The 21,247-nt window shown below is 64.8% G+C and carries 10 protein-coding genes; all 10 read right to left on the bottom strand.

Going from position 1 to position 21,247, the window contains the following annotated elements; translation table 11 throughout:
- Positions 1 to 73: 73 nt before the first annotated feature.
- Positions 74 to 1,564, bottom strand: coding sequence for a TolC family protein (locus AAHM40_RS15500; RefSeq protein WP_342245441.1), 1,491 nt, complete (start codon positions 1,562 to 1,564; stop codon positions 74 to 76).
- 51 nt (positions 1,565 to 1,615) lie between these two features.
- A complete protein-coding gene (locus AAHM40_RS15495) occupies positions 1,616 to 12,931 on the bottom strand; it encodes an Ig-like domain-containing protein (RefSeq protein ID WP_342245440.1) in 11,316 nt (3,771 codons plus the stop codon).
- Positions 12,932 to 13,030: 99 nt separating this feature from the next.
- Positions 13,031 to 13,642, bottom strand: coding sequence for a phage tail protein (locus AAHM40_RS15490; protein WP_342245439.1), 612 nt, complete (start codon positions 13,640 to 13,642; stop codon positions 13,031 to 13,033).
- Positions 13,643 to 13,720: 78 nt separating this feature from the next.
- Positions 13,721 to 14,032, bottom strand: a complete 312-nt coding sequence (locus AAHM40_RS15485; RefSeq protein ID WP_342245438.1) for a DUF6916 family protein — start codon at positions 14,030 to 14,032, stop codon at positions 13,721 to 13,723.
- On the bottom strand, positions 14,029 to 14,517 hold the full coding sequence (locus tag AAHM40_RS15480) for a GNAT family N-acetyltransferase (RefSeq protein ID WP_342245437.1): 489 nt from the start codon (positions 14,515 to 14,517) through the stop codon (positions 14,029 to 14,031). Before AAHM40_RS15480 ends, AAHM40_RS15485 begins: the two co-directional genes overlap by 4 nt.
- Before the next feature lie 151 nt (positions 14,518 to 14,668).
- A complete protein-coding gene (locus AAHM40_RS15475; protein ID WP_342245436.1) occupies positions 14,669 to 15,676 on the bottom strand; it encodes a sulfotransferase family protein in 1,008 nt (335 codons plus the stop codon).
- On the bottom strand, positions 15,664 to 16,464 hold the full coding sequence (locus tag AAHM40_RS15470) for an aspartyl/asparaginyl beta-hydroxylase domain-containing protein (RefSeq protein WP_342245435.1): 801 nt from the start codon (positions 16,462 to 16,464) through the stop codon (positions 15,664 to 15,666). The genes AAHM40_RS15475 and AAHM40_RS15470 overlap by 13 nt, the downstream gene beginning before the upstream one ends.
- Positions 16,465 to 16,488: 24 nt before the next feature.
- Positions 16,489 to 18,585 carry an HlyD family efflux transporter periplasmic adaptor subunit gene (locus AAHM40_RS15465; RefSeq protein ID WP_342245501.1) on the bottom strand — a complete coding sequence of 699 codons (2,097 nt, stop codon included), beginning with the start codon at positions 18,583 to 18,585 and terminating at the stop codon, positions 16,489 to 16,491.
- Positions 18,582 to 19,901 carry an efflux RND transporter periplasmic adaptor subunit gene (locus AAHM40_RS15460; protein WP_342245434.1) on the bottom strand — a complete coding sequence of 440 codons (1,320 nt, stop codon included), beginning with the start codon at positions 19,899 to 19,901 and terminating at the stop codon, positions 18,582 to 18,584. The genes AAHM40_RS15465 and AAHM40_RS15460 overlap by 4 nt, the downstream gene beginning before the upstream one ends.
- Complete coding sequence (locus AAHM40_RS15455) at positions 19,898 to 20,677, bottom strand: efflux RND transporter periplasmic adaptor subunit (RefSeq protein WP_342245433.1); 780 nt, start codon at positions 20,675 to 20,677, stop codon at positions 19,898 to 19,900. The genes AAHM40_RS15460 and AAHM40_RS15455 overlap by 4 nt, the downstream gene beginning before the upstream one ends.
- Positions 20,678 to 21,247 lie beyond the last annotated feature (570 nt).

Here is a 21,247-nt window from a genome sequence, read left to right as displayed (position 1 = left end):
TCGACCCAGGCGAAGCGCCGCCTGGCCCACCCTACCGACAGCGAATGAGCCCTGCTGCCTGCGATATTCCGAGCTACTTACCGATCTCCCCACTCTCCCAACGCGACTCGCCGCTCTCCAGCGCATTGGCGATGGTGGCGAGCTTGTCGTCCGGGAGCGTCTCGGGCAGCGGGTCGACGCCTGCGCTGACGAACAGCTGGGCGTAGGCGTTGCGCAGTTCGGCGTAAGACAGGTCTCGCTTGAGCTGCGCCTGCAGGGTGTTCAGCTCGCCCTGTATCAGGTCCAGCTCGCCGATGCTCTGGGTCTTGTAGCGATTGCGCAGCTGTTCGGCGATCTGCCCGTCCAGCTTCGCCAGTTCTTCGCTGGTCTGGAACTGCCGCTGCGCCTCGTGGAAGTTGGCGTTCGCCACGTAGAGCTGCGCGAGCACGGCCATGGACATGGCCTGGCGACGGGCAGCGGCGACGGACTCGCCAGCCTTGGCGACGTCAATGGCAGCCGGACCGGAGAGGACGTTGAACAGGTTCCAGGTGACCTTCACGCCGTAGTCGGCCCAGCTCTGGTTCACCAGGAAGGAGTTGCTGTCGTAATGGCCGCCAGCGGAGAACTCCAGGCCCGGCAGCAGGCGCAGCATGGCCTTGCGGGTTTCGGCAGCGCTGATGCGCGCCTGGTAATCCTGCTCGCGCAGTTCCGGGCGGCTGGCCAGGGCTTCTTCTTCCAGGCGGTTCATGTCCACCTTGAGTTCCGGCACCTGGTAATCGTCTGTGGCGGCCAGGGTGAAGTCGGTGTTCAGCGGCAGGTTGATCAGCGCGGCCAGTTCCGTCTTGGCCAGGGACAGCGCGCGGCGCTGCTCTTCTAGCTGGCGCGTGGCCTCGATCAGGGCGCGCTGGTAGCTCAGGGCCTGCACCGGATCGCCAATGCGCTCCGAGCTCATGCGCTGGCTGCTGTTGCGTGCTTCATCCACGCGGGCCATCAAGCTGTCGATCTGCTTCAGCAGGCGGTCGGCCGCCACAGCACGCCAGTAGGCCGAGCGCACGTCCTGGATGATGGTGTGGACCACCTTGCGGCGGCGCTCCTGGACGATCAGGCGCTGGTCAGCCTGTTGCTTGGCGCTGACGTAGCTGACGCCGAAGTCGAGGACGTTCCACACCATGGTCAGGTCCGCCACGCCACGGTCGCGGTCCTGGGAGGTGGAAGGCTCCAGCGACTGGGTGTTGGTCAGCACGCTCTGGCTACTGGAGGCGCTGACGTTGCTGCGCCCGGCGTAGCCCGCTTCCATGGCCATGCGCGGCAGCATGTCGAAGCTGGCCAGATCGACCTGGCGCTTGGCCAGGGCTTCTTCCATCACCTTGAGGCGTGCCTCCAGGTTGTACTTCACCGCACGGGCCATGGCCTCATGCAAGGTCAGGGGCCCGCTGAGGGGTTCCTGGTCCTTGAACATGGTGGCCAGGTCCGCGCGGGCGCGCTGTTCGCTGACGTTACGGTCAATGGGCTGGCTGGTCACCGCACAACCGGTGACCGCCAGCGCCAGTACGCTTACGGTGAAAAGCTTCACTGCTTTGCTCATCCTTGGGCCGCCCCCTAGACACGGCACTTACAGATTTCTAATTCGTTGTTCTTAAGCCTGCGGGCGACCCACCTGGATCTGTCCCAGTGCCATGGCCAGTTCCCTGACCTGACGCTGCTCATTGTCCTTGATGTCCTGCAACTGCTGGCCAAGCGTGGGCGCCCCGAAGATGCCCTGGCCGCTCCCCCCGGAGCCGCCCTTCCATTGCTTGCCGTCGAACAGCTTCATTTCTTCGGAGTCCTGCGGCACATCCTTGTCGAAGAAGCTCGACAGGCTGCTGCTGCCGAACACACCACCATCGCCCCCGCCAAAGCCGAGGAAGCCCGAACCGGAGCCATCGCCGAAGCCGTCGCTGCTGCCGAATACCTGGGCGATGAAGCTGGGCGCCAGGGCCCCCTGGTTGATAAAGATATTGCCCAGGGTCGGAATACCGCTGCCCAGCGTCGGCTGCTCAAACAGCGGCGGCGGAATGAGTGGCGAGGTGAACGGCGGCGGCGGCGGATTCGGCAATACCGTGTCCACCGGCACCGTCGGCTCCGGCGGCACGATGACCGGCGGGTTGTGACGAAACTCCGGATCGCCATCGTTCTGCGGAACGCTGTAGGTCTGCGCCGGGAGCCCGCTGAGCATGGCGTTGCCTGCGGTATCGGTGATCAGCGTGCCGGTGGCGTTCAGGCCGAGGCTGAGAGTGCCAGCACCTGCAACGTTGCTGACGGTGACCAGGAAAGTACGGCTATCCACCTGTACCAGCGATTGCAGGGTGCCGGTGACATTGCCGGTGGTCACCAGCTTGAAGTCGCCGAGGTCGATACCGCTGATGTTCTCGTCGAAGGTCACGGTGTACTGCACGCTGCCGGGTGTGGGCAGCGGCGTGACTGTCGCGCTGGCGTTCGGCGCCGTGGTATCGACGATCACACCGCGGGTGTTGCCGACGCCGTTCAGCGTCAGGTTCATCGAGTTGCCGATGGCATCACGCAGGGTCGCGCCATTGGCCACCAGGCCCGTGACGGCGATGCCGTCGGCGTCGTTGTCGCCCGCGCGGACGGCGTACTGGAACACCAGTGTGCTGCTGCCCGAGCCCGCCACGTAATCGGCGAACACGGTGGTGCCGCCCATGTCGATGGCCAGGCGCGGTACGCCGTTGACGATGACCGCTTCACTGGCGTTGACCACGAAGGTCAGGGTGTCGCCGGCGTTGTAATGCACGCCGACCGGCACGCTGACGCCGGTGACGGTGGGTCCATCGCGGTCGACGCTGTACACCGCGCCGGTCAGGCCGCCGCTGAGGGCGTTGCCGGCAACGTCGACGATGCCGGTACCGGAACCGTTGAGGTTGAGCCCCAGGGTACCGGTGCCGCTCACGCCGCTGACAGTGAGCTGATAGGTGCGGGCGTCGATCTGCACCAGGCCGGTCAGGCTACCGCCTGCGCTGCCGGTGGTCACCAGGGTGAAGTCGCCGAGGTCCACACCACTGACGTCTTCGCTGAAGGTCACGGTGTAGCGCACGCTGCCGGCGTTGATCGGCGACGGATCGACGCTGACGATGCCGCTCGGGTTGGGCGCGACGGTGTCGACGATCACGCCACTGGTGTCGCCAATACTGTTCAGCGTCAACGTCATGGCGTTGCCAGCGGCGTCCAGCAGGCTGCCGCCATTACTGGCGAGACCGGTCACGGCGATGCCGTTGGCGTCGTTGTCGCCCGCCTGGATCGTGTACTGGAACACCAGGGTGCTGGTACCGGAACCGGCCACGTAGTTGGCGAAGACCGTGGTACCACCGATATCCAGGGACAGGCGCGGGACGCCATTGACGATCACCGCTTCGCTGGCATTGACCACGAAGGTCAGGGTATCGCCAGCATTGTAGGGAATGCCCACCGGCACGCTGACGCTGCCCACCACCGGCACTACGGCATCTACCCGCACACCCATGGTGCTGGCGACGTTGTTGAGGCTGGTGTTGGCGTCGTTACCCACGCCATCGCGCAGGGTGCCGCCATTGGCCTGAATGGCGCCGCCGACGCTGATGCCATTGGTATCGAGCTGGCCGCTGGCGACAGTCAGGCGGAACACCAGCGCCGTAGTACCAGAACCGCTCAGGTAGTCGGCGAACACCGTACCGCCGCCGTCCAGGGTGATGGCGATGCGCGGCGTGCCGCCAGTGGTGTCGACGGTCACCGCTTCGCTGAGGTTGACGGTGAAGTCCAGGTTCTGCCCGGCCACGTAGGTGCCATTGGCCGGCACGGCGACGCTGGTGACTTGCGGCACCACACCGTCGATGACGATGCCGTGCTGCCCAGCGATGGAGTCGGCGCTGCCAGCGGTCGGCAGCGTCAGGATGGCGCTGGCGTTGCCCGCATTGCGGATGCTGCCACCGTTGAGTGCCAGGGCACCGGTGGACTGGTAATCCAGGTCGGCGCTGAGGTCACCCGCCTGCACGGTGTAGCTGAAGGTCAGGGTATTGGTGCCCGAACCGGACAGGTACGTCGCGTTGCGATCGATCAGCCCGGTCTCCAGCAGCAGCGCGGGCACGCCGCCGGACGTGTCAACGATCACCGACTGATCAAAGGTAACGGTGATGGTGATCGCGTCGCCCACTTTGTAGCCGCCATCCGGGTTGCTGACGCCGATGTTGGTGATCACGGGGTTGATCGGGTTGACGGTAATGGCGAGGGTGTCGATGTCGGCCTGGGCGCCACCGCTGCCCGTGCCCCCCATATCGCCGGTGCTGATCTGGATACTGGCCGGCCCGTTGTAGCCAGCGGTCGGGCTGAAGGTCAGGCCGTTAAGGGCGTTGTTGATGTCCGCCAATGTGCCGGTAAAGGTCATGCTGCCGTCGCCAGTGCCATCGCCGCTGGTGAAGCTGAGACCCGTGATACCGCTCAGGGAAATCAGGCCGTTGCTGGCGGTGAGCGTGATCTCCAGCAGGCCACCTCCGACGTCCACATCGCTGATGCTGATCAGGTTGCCATTGCCGGCGTTGAACACCAGGTTCGCATCCTGGTTGACGCCCTGCCCCACTGGCAGGCTGTTGACCGGTGCATCGTTCACCGCACTTACCGCCAGGGTGACGGTGGTGCTGGAGGCTTCGGAGGTACCGGTGCCGGAGTTACCTGGATCGGCACCCGTATTGCCGCCATCGTCGATGCTGACGGTCAGCGTCACGTTGGCCGTGGCATTGGCTGCGGCGGTGAAGCTCACACCGTTGGCGGCGATGAAGGCATTGATATCGCTGATGCTGCCCGCGAGGGTCAGGGTACCGCTGCCGGAACCGGCCACGGTCACGCCGCTGCCGCTGATGGCGCCCAGGCTGCCGCTGGCCACGCTGAAGGTCACGGTGACGCTGCCAGTGCTGGCATCCACATCGCTGAAGGAGATGCCGGTCAGGGCCTGGGCAACATCTTCGGTGACGCCGATGGAGCCCGGTGCAGTGATGACCGGTGCATCGTTGACCGCCACCACGTTCACGGTGGCCGCAATCGCGAGGCTGCTGGTGTCCACCCCGCCATTGCTGGTGCCGCCGCTGTCACGAATGCTGGCCAGGGCGACCACGCGGCTACCGGCAGCAGGCGCCTCGCTGCTGTTGCGATAGGTCATGCCATCAATCATGCCCTGCGCACTTGCAGTGCTCAGGCCGGCATGGGTCAGGGTGATGGTGGCGATGCCGCCCACCAGGCTGACGCTGTAGCCGATGCCATTACTGGCGGTAGTGCCACTGGCGCCGTTGATCAGCAGGACGTCGGTACCGTCGATGCTCAGGATATCGCTGGTGCCGTTGGCGAGGTTGCTGACGGTCAGGGTCAGGCCGGTGATGGTCTGACCCGTTTCGACCGTGCCGACGCTGATGCCACTGAACAGATCGACGGCGGCGCCATTCTCGGTGAAGGTGGGGTTGCCACCGGTGGCGGTGGCCGTTGGTGCGTTGTTGACCGCGACAATGTTGACGAGAGTGCTGCCTGCAGTGGTGGCGCCCAGTTCGTCGGTGAAGGCCCAGCTCAAGGTAATGCTAGCGGCCGGGTCATTGGTGCTACTGGCGTAGGTCAGCTGCTGGAGGATGTGGTTCACGTCCGCCGTGGTCGGAATCTGGCCGTTGGCGTCGGTGAAGGTCAGGGTCAGTTGGCCGCTCGTGCTGGTGTCGAAGCTGCCGATCACCTGGCCGTTCTTGACCAGATTGCTGCCCACCAGGGTAATGCCGTTGCCATCGAGGAAGCCGAACAGGTCGCTGGCATTGGCGCCGCCATTGCGCACCACGACCAGGGAGGCACCGTCGTAGTTGCCGCTGCCGCCGCCCAGCAGGTCCAGGTCTGCATCGGACACGCTGGCATCGGCATCGATCACGATGGCCGCACCACCCTCGGTGTAGCTGCCGCCACCATTTACGTTGCCCAGCACCGGCGGTGCATTGGCTTCCACTGCACCAATATCGACGGCGCTGCCGGTGGCCCGCACGTTGCCTATGGCGTCGAGCGGCAGCACCTCGGTGGTATTGCCATCGTTATCCAGGTCATAGGTGTCGAGCGGCAGGCCGGCATTGCTGCCAGCGTCGAGCAAAGCACTGCCCGCCTGGGGCTTGTGGGTCTGCACCGATCCGCCGTTATTGGCAAGGTTGCCCAGCAGCAGGTTGGCGGTGCCCTGGTTGTTCAGTACACCGCTGGCAGTAGTGATGCTGACGTTGCTGCCGAAATAGCTGTTGGTGGCTGCCTCGACTGTCGAGGCCACGTCATCTGCGATGCCGCCCGTAGCCAGCGGCGAACCGCCAATTGCCGCGGCGGCGCCGGCACCGGAGGTGTTGCCGGCGACCACGGTGTTGATCAGGGTATCGATGCCATTGGCGTGGATACCGCCACCGCTGCCGGACGCGGCGTTGCCGACCACGGTGGTGTTGTAGATGAAGGACGTACCACTGGTGACACGGATACCGCCCCCCAGCGAGCCGGCGCCAAGGGCGGCGTTGCCGCTGAAGGTGCTGTTGATGATCGTCAAACCGCCAGTGCCGCCGAACTGGAGGCCACCGCCGTGTGCGCCAGCGCCGGTGGTGGTGTTGCCGGTGACGGTGCTGTTGAGCATCGTCAGCGTGCCGCCAGACCCCACCACACGAATACCGCCGCCGAAATTATTGCTGGTATTGCCGCTGACGGTGCTGTTGACCATCGTCAGGTTCGCGCCACTTCCATAAATGCCACCACCGCCGAGGCCACTGTCGGCGCTGTTGCTGACTACCGAATCACGAAGGGTCACGCTGGAGCCAATGCCGATATTGAGACCAGCGCCTCCCCCACCCGTACTGCCCTGTGTCAGCACCAGGCCGGAAATCTCGACGCCGGTAAGGCTGTTGCCGACGTGCATCACCCGACTGGCGCCGTTGGCGGAGAGGGTCACGTCGGCGACGCCGTCATCGTTCAGGTCACCGTCCAGGCGCAGGTTGCTGTAGCTGATGTCGAGCTGGCTGCCGCCAAGGACGATAGTGCCGCCCTGGTTGCCGGCCAGCGCGCCATTCAGGTCGAAAGTGATGGTGTCGCCCCCGCGCGCCCAGAAGAGCGCTTCGCGAATGCTCAGGCCGCCGCCGTCAGCCTGATCGGCCGCCATGTTGCTGGACGCACTCTGGTCATCGCCGGTATCGAGGTTGGACGTCACCAGCAGGGTGCTGTTGTTCACTGTCACGGCAACGCTGTCGCTGTCGGTGTTGCCGGCGGCATCGGTAGACTGGATGCTGATGCTGGTACCACCGGCCGCTGCCGGGGTGTAGACCAACCCTTCCAGCGCGGCGTTGATTTCTGCTGCCGTGCCGCTGATGGTCACGCTGCCGGTGCCGTTGTTGCTGACGATCGCGCCGCCACCGGTGGTGGCACTGAGGGTGCCGCTGGCCACCGAGACGACGGTCGTCAGGTTGCCACCCTCGGTCACGGTCAGGGCATTGCCGTTACCACTGCTGAACACGATCGGCGTCACGGTGTTGGTGACCTGCGCGCCCGGCACTGCATTCAACGGAGCCTGGGTATCGACGGCATAGTTGTTGGAGTCGGTGCTGCCGGAGCCGGTATTGCCAGCGGCGTCGATCACACCGGTGTTGTCCAGGCTGATGAGATTGCCGCTGTCTTCGACGCTGGCACTCGGGGTCAGGGTGGCGGTCCAGGTGGTGCCACCATCCGCGCTCGAAAGGTTGCTCAGGCTGCCATTGGCGACGGTGAAATCGGCCAGGTCCAGCCCCGTCACCGCTTCGTTGAAGGTGATGGTGACGGTGGTGGTTTCTCCAACAATCAGCGAGGTGTCGGTCACGACTATGGTGGCGTTTGGACGCTGGGTGTCGATGGCGTAATTGTTGGAATCGGTGGTGCCGGAACCCGTGTTGCCGGCCTGGTCGGTGTAACTGGTGTTGTTCAGGGTGATCAGGTTGCCGGCATCCTGGACATTGCTATCCGGCGTCAGGGTGGCGGTCCAGGTGATGCCGCCATTGGACGAGCTCAGGCTGCTGAGCGCGCCATTGGCGACAGTGAAGTCGCCGGCGGTGAGGCCGTTCACCGCTTCGCTGAAGGTGATGGTGACGGTGCTGGTTTCGCCGGCCTTCAATGCAGTGTCGGCCACCACGATGGTGGCTGTTGGGCGCTGGGTGTCGATGGCGTAGTTGTTGGAATCGGTGGTGCCGACACCAGCATTGCCGGCCTGGTCGGTGTAGCCGGTGTTGTCCAGGGTGATCAGGTTGCCGGCATCCTGGACATTGCTATCCGGCGTCAGGGTGGCGGTCCAGGTGATGCCGCCGTCCGAGGTGCTGAGGTTGCTGAGTACACCGTTGGCCACGGTGAAGTCAGCGGTGGTGAGGCCCGTCACCGCTTCGCTGAAGGAGATGGTGACGGTGCTGGTTTCGCCAGCGCTCAGTGCTGTGTCGGCAACCACGATGCTGACGGTAGCCGGCGCGACGGTCTCGACCACGGCAACCGTTACATCGGCATTGCTGGACGTAGCGCCATCGCCGTCATTGACGGTGATGCGGACCGTGCGGTCGGCCTGGCCAATGCCGTTGGTGGCGTTGGTGTTGTTGTAGCTGAGGTTGCGAATCAACGCCTGGACGGCTACTGCATCGGCCGAGCTGTTCAGGCTGATGACCAGATCGGCCCCTGCGCTGCCGCCGGTGAGGCTGCCGATGATGGTCCCTTGGTACGTCACGTTGCTGCCGGAGACGCCGATCTGCCCCGCGCCGGTGCCCTGGTTGCGAATGCCAAGCGCATCCTCGCCGGCTACGCCGTTGGTGACGATGGACACGGTCACGTTGCCGCCATCGAAATCGGGCGAATCGGAGTCGATGACGGTGGCGTTGCTGCCGCCGTCGAGCAGGACGGTGCCGCTGCCCTGGGTGAAGGTGATGCTGTCGCCGTTGAGGCTGCCGACAACAGGCGCTGCGTTGATCGGCGCGGTCAGGGTGAAGTCGTTCCCGGTGCCGCCGATGTAGCTGGCGGTCAGCACCGTGTTGTTGCCACCTGCGGTGGTGGTAGCGCCCTCGGCCAGGCCGCTGAAGGTACCGGTGACGGCATCGGCGGCATCGTTGGAGATGATGGTGTAGGTGTCGCCGTTGCCAGATGCATAGCCGTGATTGACAGCCAAGGTCGCGCCGGAAACATCCACCGTGCCAGTGACCACCAACTGATCGAAGCCGGTACCGGCAGCGGTGCCGTTGATATCCACTGCCAGGGTGCTGCCGGTGGCCATGCCCAGGTTGCCGTTGATGGTCAACGCGCCTGCGCCGGAATTGCCGGGAGATAAAATGCCGCCGCTCTGAATGGTCACGGCACCGCCCAGGGTGCCACTGCCGGCCAGGGTTCCGCCGCTGGCTACGGTGGTGGCGCTGGTGGTGCTGCCATTCACGGCAAGCGTGCCCGCCGACACCGTCGTGGCACCGGTGTAGTTATTGGTTCCCGACAGGGTCAGTGTGCCGGTGCCCGTCTTGGTCAGGCCGCCCGAGCCGCTGATGACGCCGGAGAGGGTGGCCGCTGCACTGGTGGCCAGGCTGGCCGTACCGGCCAGGCCGATGGCGTTGTCGATCGTGGTGTTGCCCGTGATGCTCAGGGCGGTCCCGCTGAGGAAGCTCACGGCGCCGCTGCCCAGGTTCTGGTCACCAGTAATGCTCAGGGTGCCAGCTCTCACTTCGGTAGTGCCGGTGTAAGTGTTTGTGCCACTGAGCGTCAGGGTGCCCGCCCCGAACTTGCTGAAATTGTCACCGCCGCTGATCACACCCGACACGGTGACCGCGCTGGTGTTGGTGAACGAGATATTGTCTCCCAGGACAATGTTGTTATCGATGGTGGTCGCACCGGTCACCGTCAGCGCCCCGCCGCTGTTCAGGTTCACCACACCACTGCCCAGGTTGGCATCACCGGCAATACTCAGGGTGCCCAAACTCACCGTTGTGGAGCCCAGGTAGCTGTTGGTTCCCGTCAAAGTCAGCGTACCGCCACCGAATTTATTCAAGTCACCGCCACCGCTGATTGCGCCAGCCAGCGTTACTGCTCCGCTGTTGCGGACGGTGGCGAAGCCATTGAGAGTGGTGGCGTTGTCGATGGTAGTGGGGCCCGTGATCGCTAGCGTGGCGGCGTTGTTCAGGACGACGCCGCCGCTTCCCAGATTGCCATCGCCACTGATAGACAGAGTGCCCGCATTGACGGTGCTCGTCCCGGCGTAGCTGTTGCTACCGCTGAGCTGCAGGATGGCCGTCGCGGTCTTGGTCAAGCTACCGGAACCGGAAATCACGCCGCTGAAGTTGGCGATATTGGTGTCGAAGTCACCGCCGACGCTGATCGTGCCGCCGCCCGCTCCCAAGGTAACCGCGTTGGCGACGGTGGTGGTCGTCCCTGCCGCGCCCGTCACGGTCATGGCCAGGGTGCCGCCGTCCAGGGTCAGGTTCCCACTCGACAAGCGCGAGCCGGTATCGGCATTGAGGGTACCGCCGGTCACCGACAGGGCACCGGACCAGCCACCGTTGTTGCTGGTGGAGCCGAGCGTCAACGTACCCGCGCCGGACTTGGCCAATGCGCCAGTGCCTGCCAGGGTGCTGTTGAGAGTGACGCTGCCACTGGCGTTGGTGAAACCTGTGGTGGTGCCGCCGCCCAGGGTGATGGTGCTGCCAGCAATGGTCAGCCCGGCGGCCGAATCGCCATTGAAGCTCAGGCTCTCGCCCAGGCTCAGGCCACTGCCAAGCGTGATGGTCTGGCCCGCCACGCCGCTGCCGAGAATGATGGTCTGCGTACCCGTTGCATCAGCCGCCGCGATGGCTACCGCCTCACGCAGGCCCACGCCATCGCTGGCGCCGATGGTGGCGGTATCACTGGTGTTGGTGACGTAGATGGTGTCGCTGGTGACCGTGACATCGGCCGTGGTACTGGAGGTGCCATCGCTCAGGGCGTACTGGATGGTGGCGTCGCCAGCTGGCGTATCGCTTCTATAGGTAACGCGCTGTGCCACGTTGTTGATCAGGGCGGTCGTGGCAGTGGTGCCGCTGCTGGTGAAAGTGATTGTCAGCACGCCGCCAGCGGAGGTGAAGGTGGCGAAGGTCTGGCCGCCGGACTGCAGGTTGCTGCCGCTGACAGTGAACAACGCACCCGAGGTGTTGAAGTCAAAGGTATCCGTAGTAACGGCTGTACCCGAGCGCTGCACGGTCAGGCTTGCGCCCGCCCAGTTGCCGTTGCCGCTATTGAGCGCGCCCTTCTCGATATCGCTGACGACAGCGTTGCTGCCCGAATCCAGCGTGACCGTGTTGCCGACCCCAGCCCAGGCGACGCTTTCACCATTGACGTTGCTGATGTTCGGCGCCGAGTCGATCACGATGTTCTTGTTGGCGCCTAGCGAGCCGGCAGCGCCCGGTGACGCCAGTGTCAGGGTGGCATTGTTGGCGGCGGCATCACGAATAGTGCCGCCGTTGAGGGCCAGGGAGCCGGTGCTGAGATAGTCCAGATCGGCGTTGGTATCACCCGCCTGTACCGTGTAATTGAAGGTCAGGGTGTTGGACCCGGAACCACTGCTGTAGTTGATGACTCGATCGATGGCGCCAGTTTCCAGGGTGAGCTGGGGCGTGCCGGTGACCGTGACCACCTCGCTGAAGGTCACGGTGACGGAGATCACGTCTCCCGCTTTGTAAGTGCCATTGGCCGTACTGGAACTGACGGACGTCACCGTTGGCGGCGTGGTATCGGGGATGACGGGATCGGTGAAGTCAATGTCATCGATATCGACGTCAAGGTCGGCTCCGGTGATCCTGACTTCGTCGATGTACTCCCATTTGCTGTCGCCGCTGACGTTGAAGGTCGCGGTGCCCGCCGACACATCGACAACTTTGGTATCGATCAGCACACCATTCCGATAGGCGGTGATAGTGAACGAGTTGTCCAGACCAAAACCACGGTCCACGACAAACCCGTTCAGTTTGAATTCCGACCCATCCTGGGTCTTGAATCCGACTTCCGTAGAGGTATTGGGGCCCGTGCTTCTGTATGCGAGGACATGGTCAGTGCCGCCCGCGATGAAACCGTCATTGACGATCGAGATGGGAACGCTGTCGTTGTTGAAGTAGGTGACACCGCCGATCGTGACGCTATTGCTCCCCTGGCCCGCAAGAGGAAGCGCGTCGAAATTCTGGTCCGCGGGCGTTGCCAGCAGCCCGTTGTAGGTCTCCAGACCAAGCAACGCGATGGTTTCAACGGTGCCCTGGCTTCGCTCCAGGGTCCAATCACCGCCCAATCCTGCCGCGCCGGTCATGTCGTTAGAGGCGGCGACATCCGCGCCAGTTGCGTTGGCCAGGGTCTGGACAAAGTCGTTGCCCGCGCCGCCGTCTCCCACTCGGCAGCCATAGACCAGGATGTCACCATCCTTGTCGAGGGATCGGCCAATGGCATCGAGCAACTCGCTACGAGCGGCTAGATCGCCACTGCCCAGCCAGTCGTTACCCAGCTGGATCTTGCCCACATCGCCGTGACTAAGGATGTGAATGGCATCGATGCCGCTGCGACCGTCGAGGTAGTCAGCAATCTGCTGCAGCCCGTCCTTGTTCGCATCCAGCACCACGACTTCGGTGCCCGGTTTCAGGCCGCTGACGAGCTGTTGGTAATTCCTGACATTGCTGTCGACAAAGACCACTTCCTGGCGATTGTCGGAGGTGCCCGAGGGCGTCGCGGCCAGGTTCTCGCTTGCACTGTCGTGTTGGGTAGCATCCGCCTGCCCACCCTGGTCACCGGAGGCATCAGCAGCAGGTGCGGCATCCGCCGCTTCCACTGCGGTGGCAGCGACTGCGCCGTCGAACATCATTCGAGCTTCGAGCGCCAAGGCAAGCGCCGAGCGAGCCGGCTGAACGGCCACTTGCTCGCGAGCAGTCTTCTTCCACCACATGGAACACCTCCTACTGCCATTCAACGAGGGGGAAGACGAGTCTCGCCTGCCCCCTCTGTACTGTTACGACTCCAGTCATCCGCCAGCGCGGGGCCGGCGTCAGTTGCGCGACGGGAAGATACCCTCGAGCGCGATTACGAAGTTGGTGCCCAGGAACGGGTTGCGGATCGCCAGGGGCTGGCTGCCACCGGCAAGGCCGATGGTGATGCCCGGCATGTCGCCCAGCACGCTGACATTGAACGGTGCCAGGGTGGTATCCGGGGTACCGGTGGCGTACAGACTGCCAGCACGGCCAGCAGCCGCGATCGGGCCCAGGACAGTGGTCGGACCTGGATTGGCCTGAGTGGTACCGGTGGTCGCAGCAGGAATGGAGGCCTGACCGGACGCGCTGATGGAGTTGCTGGCGGGCGTCGCGGTGTGGGTGTGGGCCGGCATCTGGTTGGAGAGAATGGTCACGTTCTCCGTGCCGCTCACCTCACCGATATCGATCGGGCTCAGGCCCGGGCCTTGCCCCTGTCCCACCGGGCTGCGACCACGATAGTCCGGCAGGCCGAAGGTGACCTGGCCATTGCCGCCGTACATGGTGCCGAGCAGCGAGAACAGGGCGGAATTCTGCGCGATGGACATCACTTGGCCCTGGCATAAGGCCCACCCACGGGGGGCGAAGTTGAAGCCGACCATACGAATTTCGCCGAGGAAGGGATCACTCATTGCTGTTGCTCCTTGTTGATGCCGCCCAGGCGGCAGGGTGCGCATCGATGCGCGGACAACTCTTGAATCCGGACCGCCCTACAGGGGCTTGCGGCAGTGGAACACCGCCTGCAACAAATGATGCTCGCCGTCCTCATCCGGCCCGATGGGGCTCAGCATCACCGTCCATTCGGCGTTGCTGGGGCTACGCAACCGATAGCTGTGTTGTGGCATCTGGATGCCAACCGGCTGCGCGAAGATGGCGCTGTAGCATTCATGGCGCGAGTTCATCGCCTGGCCCTCGCTGACCTCGATCAACGTCACGGCGACACCTTCGCCGCTCTCCCAGCTCAGCTGCCATGGCTGATGAAGCTGCTGTTCGAAATCCTGGCGAGTCGGGATCAGGCTCATGCGGATGCTTCCTGTGCGAGTGAAGTCCTGGCGCTGCGCTGCATCTGCAGATACACGCGGTTATTGCCCGTGACGACGAAGCCGAAACGGCTGTACAGGCGCGTAGCCGGATTACCAGGCTCGACGAACAGGCGGATCGCCTTGCCGGCTTCATCCGCCTCGTTGGTCAGCGCCTGTAGATAGCGCGTGCCGATGCCTTGCCCGCGCCATTCGGGCAAAAGGGCGAAATCGATCAGATTGAGAGTGTTTGGACCACGGAAGACATACAGCCGGCCGATGGCCTGGCCCAGATGGCAGATCAGCGAGAACTGCGCATCGTGGTAATGCTCCTGGTAATAGCGGTGCTGGGCTTCGAATTGTTGAGCGAGGAAGGCGTCGATGGCCGGCTGGCTCCAGCCGGTGGAGGCCATTTCATCAGCACGGGTGGTCGCGTAAAGCTGCCGCAGGAAAACCACGTCGGCTTCTGCAATGGGGCGAAGGTTCAACTCGAGAGTTGCCATGGTGTCGTGCGTCCTTGCTGACCTCCCCGCCTGGGAGAGTAGGCATCCTATTGTTCTGATATCACGCGACCTCAACAGCGAGAGATTAGCTGAACCTGCCGGCCAATAGCCACCGTTCAGTTAATAATCAATACGACTAATCACCAAAGCCTGTCGGACATGTCCGCTCTATGCGGCGTAAGCGCTCCAATCCTTCGTACGAATCGTCCGCCCAACGTTCCACGGCCGCGCGCACTTCGCCGCTGGCCTCATCACGCTTGCGCTGGCTGTCGGCGCTGAACCACATGGCAGGCTGCTTGGCATCGAATGCCGCAATATCTCGTAGCGTCGGCGTATCGGCTTCGTCCAGGCCAAACACGGGAGCCAGTCGCCCCCAGAGCGCATCGGGCAGTTCGCTGTAATTCACCGGTATGCCTCCGTGGTCCAAACACAGTTCAAGCCCTTGCTGGAGAATGCGTCCGATCGTGCGGCTGGTGTACTCCAGCGGCGACATGGCTGCGATGTCCTCCCCGGCGAAATCCAGGGCCGATGGCCCCAGCATGCCCGGCACCCGATGCATGCCGGGCTGGCGCAGTTGGGAAACGACGATTTCCAGCGGATCGCGGTACAGAAAGATGCGCGGCGTATTCCGGTAGAGGCCTTGTAGCAGCGGCGCTTCGAACACGTTCCAGGCATCCAGCTTGACCATCAGACGCTGCTCGCCCCCGCTACGGCGCTGGCCATAGGCCGACATCAGTGCTGCGACCCACGTCGGCTGCTGCGACGCCACGGCGGGATCGTGGAAATGCGCGCGCAACAGGCTATCCAGCGGTGGCGGTTCGGACAGCACGACATGCCGCTCAAGGCTTGCCAGCATCTGGGCCATCAGGGTCGAGCCGCAGCGGGAGGCATGAAAGATCAGGGCACTCGGCGCAAGCCCCGGGCTGGAGACGTGCCACTCCAGCAGCGCATCCAATCCCGTTTCGCGGCGGAAGGCCTGGTTGAACGGCAGGCGCAGGGCCAGGTCAACGTCGTCACGAAAGAACGGTCGAGTGAGCCGCTGCTCGCCGAACCAGCACCAGTCCAGGCGCCATTCGCCGTCGCGTTGCCAGGCGCGGACGGGCAGCCAGCCGTGAAGATCGCCGTGTGAATTCATGCTTTCCATTGCTCGCTCCACGCCTGCTTGCCCAGGCGCATGGCGGCACGGACGTCCGCCTCGGAAAAGTGCAGGCCGCGCGCGGCAGCCAGTTCGACGGCTTCCCGTAAGAAGTCGCGAACCTCAGTCAACGACCGCAGTCGCTGGGCAAGGCTCGCGTCCTGCTCCACCAACTGGCGGAATCGTGCAAAGTCCTGCCCCGCCCTACTCTGTTGCAGCGTGGGAGTGGTGGGCAGCCCCTGGTCGATGGCAGCAACCATCCAGTCATTGGGTTGGCAGTCCAGCACCATATGGATGCGCTCCCCCGGCCCTGGGTTGTCCACCCGATGCGGGCGTGACAGGTCGAGGAACCAGCACTCGCCAGGTTGCATGGGCACCTGCAGGCCATCGACGAGGAACTCCACGCCGACCGGGCTCAGCAAGGGTACGTGCAGGCGCACGTCACTACCGGACTGGCCCAGATCCAGGTCGCGATGCTCATGGATTCGCGACCCCGGGCCCAGGCGGAGCAGGCGCGCACTGCGCACGGTGGTGTGGAAGGCTCCGAGCAGCTCATTCCAGGCCGCCTCGCGCTGCCACCAGGTGCTGCGGATAGGCGAGCCCTGCCCTGGCGCCAGCGGCAAGAGCGAGTCCTCGGGGGTAATCAGTGCGACGCCACTCCAGTCGCCTTCGTAGTAGCCGGTGTTGAAGTGGCTCTGCCATGCCTCGGCCTCGATACGCGCCAGGGCTTCCAGCAGGGGGGCCAGCGCGAACCTCAGCGGCAGGCGCGAGCAGATCGGCAATGGGGGGATTGGCATGGAACCGTCCTTGCTCCTTGGAGATCAGAAACCGCTTTCCCTCACGCCCAACGCCGCCAGTTTTCGCCAGGCGGCGCCCAGCAGCGACTGCCCTTCCCCATCCAGCACGACCACGCCACGCAAGGGCTGGGCCGGGTGGATGTCGTCGTCCAGCAGACTCAGGCGCACGCCGTACTGGGCCTGTACCGGCTCGGCGCGCTGCTGGGCGTCACGGCGCACGGCAATGGGGCCGTGGTGATCGGAACTCAGGGCCTCCAGCTCCAGATAGGCAATGCCGGTGGCATCCACCTCGTCCAGCCGTACCGGCAGAGCCGGGCGCGCGGGGTCGTCGGCGATGAAGCGCCCTTCGGCACCGGGCGCCACCCGCCAGAGTTCTTCTTCGGCCAGGTAGCCGCGCAGGCGCAGACCAGGCTCCACCACGCGCACCAGGGTTTCGCCGGGGTTGAGCCAGCGGCCGGGGATCAGGTCACGCAGCAGGTCGCGCACCACCCCGGTCTGGGGCGCGCGCAGTTGCAAGCGCTCACGCTGGGCGGCCAGGCCACGGTACTCAGCCACGGCTTCGGCCAGCTGCTGCTCGATAATACCGGCGTCGGCGGCTGTCTCGCTGCGCCCGGCCTGACGGCGCAGCTGCAGTTGGAGAATCTCTATCTCGCGACGAACGATGGACTGCCGGGCGTCCAGGTCCGGGGATTCCAGTTCCAGCAACAGTTCGCCCGCTTCCACCGCCTGGCCATCCTTCACATGCAGCGCCTTCAGCCGCGCGGCCACCGGTGCGTGCAGGGTGGTAGCGCGGGCGGCTTCCAGCAGCGCTGGCACTTCCACCGAAGCGCGCCAGGGCATCGCCAGCAATGCCAGCAGCACCGCAAGCCCAAACCCGGTCAGCACGACCTTGCGAGGTTCGGCCTGGGCGCGGCGTTGCCACCATTCGCCCAGCTCGCGCCAGATCGGCAGGCCGATGAACCAGACCAGTTCCACCAGCATCAGGAAGATGCCCAGCACCTTGAAGAACAGGTGGTAGACCGCCAGGGCTATCCCGAAGAACAACACCGCGCGCCACAGCCACGAGCCGTAGCCCCAGACAATCAGGCGCCGCGCCATGGCCGGCTGCCAGGGTTCGGGCATGGGCTCGCCGTAACCGAACAGCGCTTCGCGCAGACGCCAGCGGCACAGGGCGAAGGCCCTCGCCTGGAGGTTTTCCACGCCCCAGAGGTCGCTGAGCAGGAAGTAGCCATCGAAGCGCATGAACGGGTTGAGGTTGATTATCACCGTGGTGATCCAGGTGGCACTTGCCAGCATGAAGGCCGACGTGCGCGCCGGCCCGTCCGGCAGCAGCGACCAGGCCAGCAGTGCGAGCACGGCCAGCACCAGCTCGGCGAGCACGCCGCCAGCGCCGATCAGCAGCCGCGAGCGGCGGTCATTGACCCGCCAGGCGTCGCTCACGTCGGTGTAGAACATCGGCAGCAGCACCATGAACGCCAGGCCCATGCTTTGCACCCGACAGCCGGCACGCTTGGCCATGAAGGCATGGCCGAACTCGTGGCAGAGCTTGGCGAAGGTCACTGCGACACCAAAAGCCAGGGCGCCGCCGAGGCTGAACAAATGCGGGAAGGTGGCAATAAAGCGCTGCCAGTCCCGCGCCACCAGGAACAGGCCGAGGGCGAACACCAGCGGCAGCCCCCAGCGCAGCAGCCAATGGCCGTTGCGCTCGAGTACGGGCCAGGCGCGGTTGAGGAAGGCGTCGGGCCGCCACAGTGGGATGCGGAAGAACAGGTACTGGTGCAGCACCTTCTTCCACGGGCTTTGGCGCACTGACGTGGCCTTCACGGCGTAGCTGGCCCGCTGCGCGTCATCCAGGCCAGTGATCAGATCGTGGTTGCCGAGGAAACGCAGCAATTCCTCGACCTCCTCCTTTCCCAGAGGCAGGCCGGGTTCGGTATTGGCGGCCTCCAGCACCTGCTGCGGATCGCCCAGCGCCCAATGACGCAGCAGGCGCACGGCGGCGGCGCCGAGCTTGAAGTACCGTCCGCTCAGTGGGTCGGCCAGTGTCCACTGGGGCGCACCGTCGAGCGCTGGCGCGGCCGGTGACAGCTGCAGGTCGGGACGCAGTGCGGGCAGCATCAGAAGCCCAGACTCTGGCGCAGTGCGGCGAGCGGCCGGCGCAGCAGGTAATACGCCAACGGCGCGCGGTCACCGAAGAGCTTGGCGGTGCCGCGCAGACCGATGCGGGGCGGCGTTTCCAGGAAGGCAGCGTCCAGGCGGTAGGCCAGTTGCCCGGCGGCGGTGGCCTGGGCTTCATAGGCCGCCCGTTCCAGGCGCGCACCGTGGCGGTTCAGCGGATCGCTGTCGAGAAAAAGCGCCACCTCGGCGCCAGGCTGCAGGGCGATGGCATCCCCTACGGGCAACTCGATACGCAGTTCGGCCTGGCGTGGGTCGGCGATCTGCATCAAACGCTCGCCGGTCTGTACCGGTTTGCCAGTGAGGCGCTCTGCATCGGCGAACACGGCAATACCGGCACGCTCGGCACGCACCTCACTACGGGCCAGCAGTTGGCGGGCGTAATCGCGCTCGGCACGCTTCTGTTCCACCCGCGCGGCCAGCAGGTCGATACGTGAGCTGGATTCGGCGTCGGCAAAAGCGCGTTGGATGTTGGCCTTTAGCTCGGCCTCAGCCACCCCCAAGGTACGCTCGGCGACATCCGCCTGGGCCTTGAGGCTGGTGGCGTCAAAGCGCACCAGCAGGTCGCCGGCGGCCACGCTCTGGTTTGGCTTGACCAGGATCTCGGCAATTACGCCGTCCAGCGGGGCAGCCACCACGCGGCCGCCCAGGGGCACCACTTCGGCGGGAGCCAGCACAGACTGGCGCACTGGCACCAGGAGCAGCAGGCAGAGGCCACCGGCAATGGCCAGCAACTTCTTCTTCGGCCAGCGCAGGCGCCAGGGCTTGCGCGGCTGCAAGGCCAGCCAAGCGTGGGCATAGGTTTCACCGAGCTGGACCAGCAGGGCCAGTTCAGCCTCGTTGAACGATTGCTCGCGGGCCAACCAGAGCCCGCCGAACATCTCGCCACGGCGATCTTTCAGGGGCACCCAGCAGGCCTGGGCGGCCGACAACGACTGCCAATCCGCTCGGGATTGTTCGTCCAGCAGCACAGCATCGACGGCGCGGACTTCATTCAGCTGGCCCTGACCCAGCAATTGCGAGGCCGCACGCTCGACAAACGCCACGAAGGGAGCGTTGGGCTCCACCAGGCTGATGCCAGTCAACGCCTGCACCTTGCCGGCAATCAGCAGTGCCGCATGGCGAAAGCCGAACAGCGTCTGTCCGTCGTTGACCATGGCGAAGCCCAGCTGCTCGGTGCTGGCCGCCTGGCGAGCCTTTTTTTCCAGGCCGAGGAAGAGCGCGAAAACACGCTCGACAGCACCGGGTGTCGCCGCGTTCATGGCGTCTCCGGGAAGTGCGCGGTGCCGCTCATGCCGGCCAGCAGACCATCGGCATCAGCGGGCAGGCCACCGATCAGCAAAAGCGTCTGACTGCCCTCGTCGATACGCGCCCCAAGACGCTTGACCACAGCCTGCAGCGACTTTCCGGTTTCATCGGGGATGAACTCGAAGGACTGGTCGGGCTTGAGGCGGTCCAGCCAGCGCGAAGGCACCAGCAGGTGGATTTCCAGGTTGCGGTTATCCACAACCTCCAACAGCGGCGCGCCACTGGCCACGCTCTCGTGGGGCTGCACTTTGCGCGCCACCACCTGGCCGTCGAAGGGCGCCTTCACCTGGCAGCGCTGCACTTGCACCTGGTAAACCTGCGCCTCTGCCTGGGACTGGGCCTGCCGCGCCTCGGCCACGGCCACCTCGAAGCGCCCAACCGAATTGAGGGCGGCGAGTTGCTGCTTGTTCTTCAGTTCTTCTCGCGCCGCACGCACGGCGGCGTTGGCGGCATTCAGCTGGGCCTGGTAGGCGCTGCAGTCGAAGCGAACCAGCACCTCGCCCTTCTTGAAGGCCTGGCCTTCGGCGTAAGGCATCTCGACGATACGCCCGGGCAGCTCGCTGGCCAGCACGGCCTGGTTGCGGGCACGCAGAACGCCACGGGCTTCGCTTCCGGTGGAAGTGGCCGCGGCGGGCGCATCGAGCAACGGGTCCTGCGCGGGCGGTTCCTCAGCCCAGGAAACCGTGAGCAGCCCAATCACCCCAAACAGCGTCCACAACGTACGTTTCATCAAGGCCATCCCTGGATAGAAGTGGGCAAGAGTCTATGAGAGCTGTCGGACAATAGGAATCTGGGATGAGGAATTAACTTGCCATCAGTCAGGATTCGCCGCCGAGTGGTGGGCGGGGATATGCGACCAGCCGTGGGAGCGGGTTCACTTGCGAATACATTGGCTCTGTCTGCGTTAGCTGTTGCAACGTTGAGTAGAGTCCTCTAGCCCCGCACCTCCAAGACTCCGTGCCAATCCTCCCCCTCATCCGAACGCGGCCCGCCCCGTTCCCCGCCCTGCGCCCCGGCCTGATCGCTTTGCGCTCCGGCGTTCATCGGCACCGGAAGCGATGCTTACGAAAGCGTGCCGCTTCACCCCTGAAGAGGAGAGGGGTGACTCGCGCCGGCAAGGCAGGAACCATCCCGAAGCCCACACGGGCCTGACACCGGGCAGACGAGGTGGGGCAGCGACTACGCCCCTTCAGGAGGCCGAGCGGAATCGTTGCGAAGCGAAGTAACAGCCGAAGGCTGGCCCGCAGGGCGAGCGAAGCAAGTAACAACGATGGAGGGAGGTAGGGAGGGAGGTGCGGGG

Source organism: Pseudomonas sp. OTU5201 (assembly GCF_038440135.1).
Taxonomy (GTDB): Bacteria; Pseudomonadota; Gammaproteobacteria; order Pseudomonadales; family Pseudomonadaceae; genus Metapseudomonas; species Metapseudomonas resinovorans.
Note: the sequence above shows the minus strand (reverse complement) of the source record. Positions and strands in the feature narration are given on the sequence as shown.

Coding starts and splice junctions, on each gene's coding strand:
- AAHM40_RS15500 (WP_342245441.1), bottom strand. CDS start 1,564: ATGAGCAAAGCAGTGAAGCTTTTCACCGTAAGCGTACTGGCGCTGGCG.
- AAHM40_RS15495 (WP_342245440.1), bottom strand. CDS start 12,931: ATGTGGTGGAAGAAGACTGCTCGCGAGCAAGTGGCCGTTCAGCCGGCT.
- AAHM40_RS15490 (WP_342245439.1), bottom strand. CDS start 13,642: ATGAGTGATCCCTTCCTCGGCGAAATTCGTATGGTCGGCTTCAACTTC.
- AAHM40_RS15485 (WP_342245438.1), bottom strand. CDS start 14,032: ATGAGCCTGATCCCGACTCGCCAGGATTTCGAACAGCAGCTTCATCAG.
- AAHM40_RS15475 (WP_342245436.1), bottom strand. CDS start 15,676: ATGGAAAGCATGAATTCACACGGCGATCTTCACGGCTGGCTGCCCGTC.
- AAHM40_RS15470 (WP_342245435.1), bottom strand. CDS start 16,464: ATGCCAATCCCCCCATTGCCGATCTGCTCGCGCCTGCCGCTGAGGTTC.
- AAHM40_RS15460 (WP_342245434.1), bottom strand. CDS start 19,901: ATGAACGCGGCGACACCCGGTGCTGTCGAGCGTGTTTTCGCGCTCTTC.
- AAHM40_RS15455 (WP_342245433.1), bottom strand. CDS start 20,677: ATGAAACGTACGTTGTGGACGCTGTTTGGGGTGATTGGGCTGCTCACG.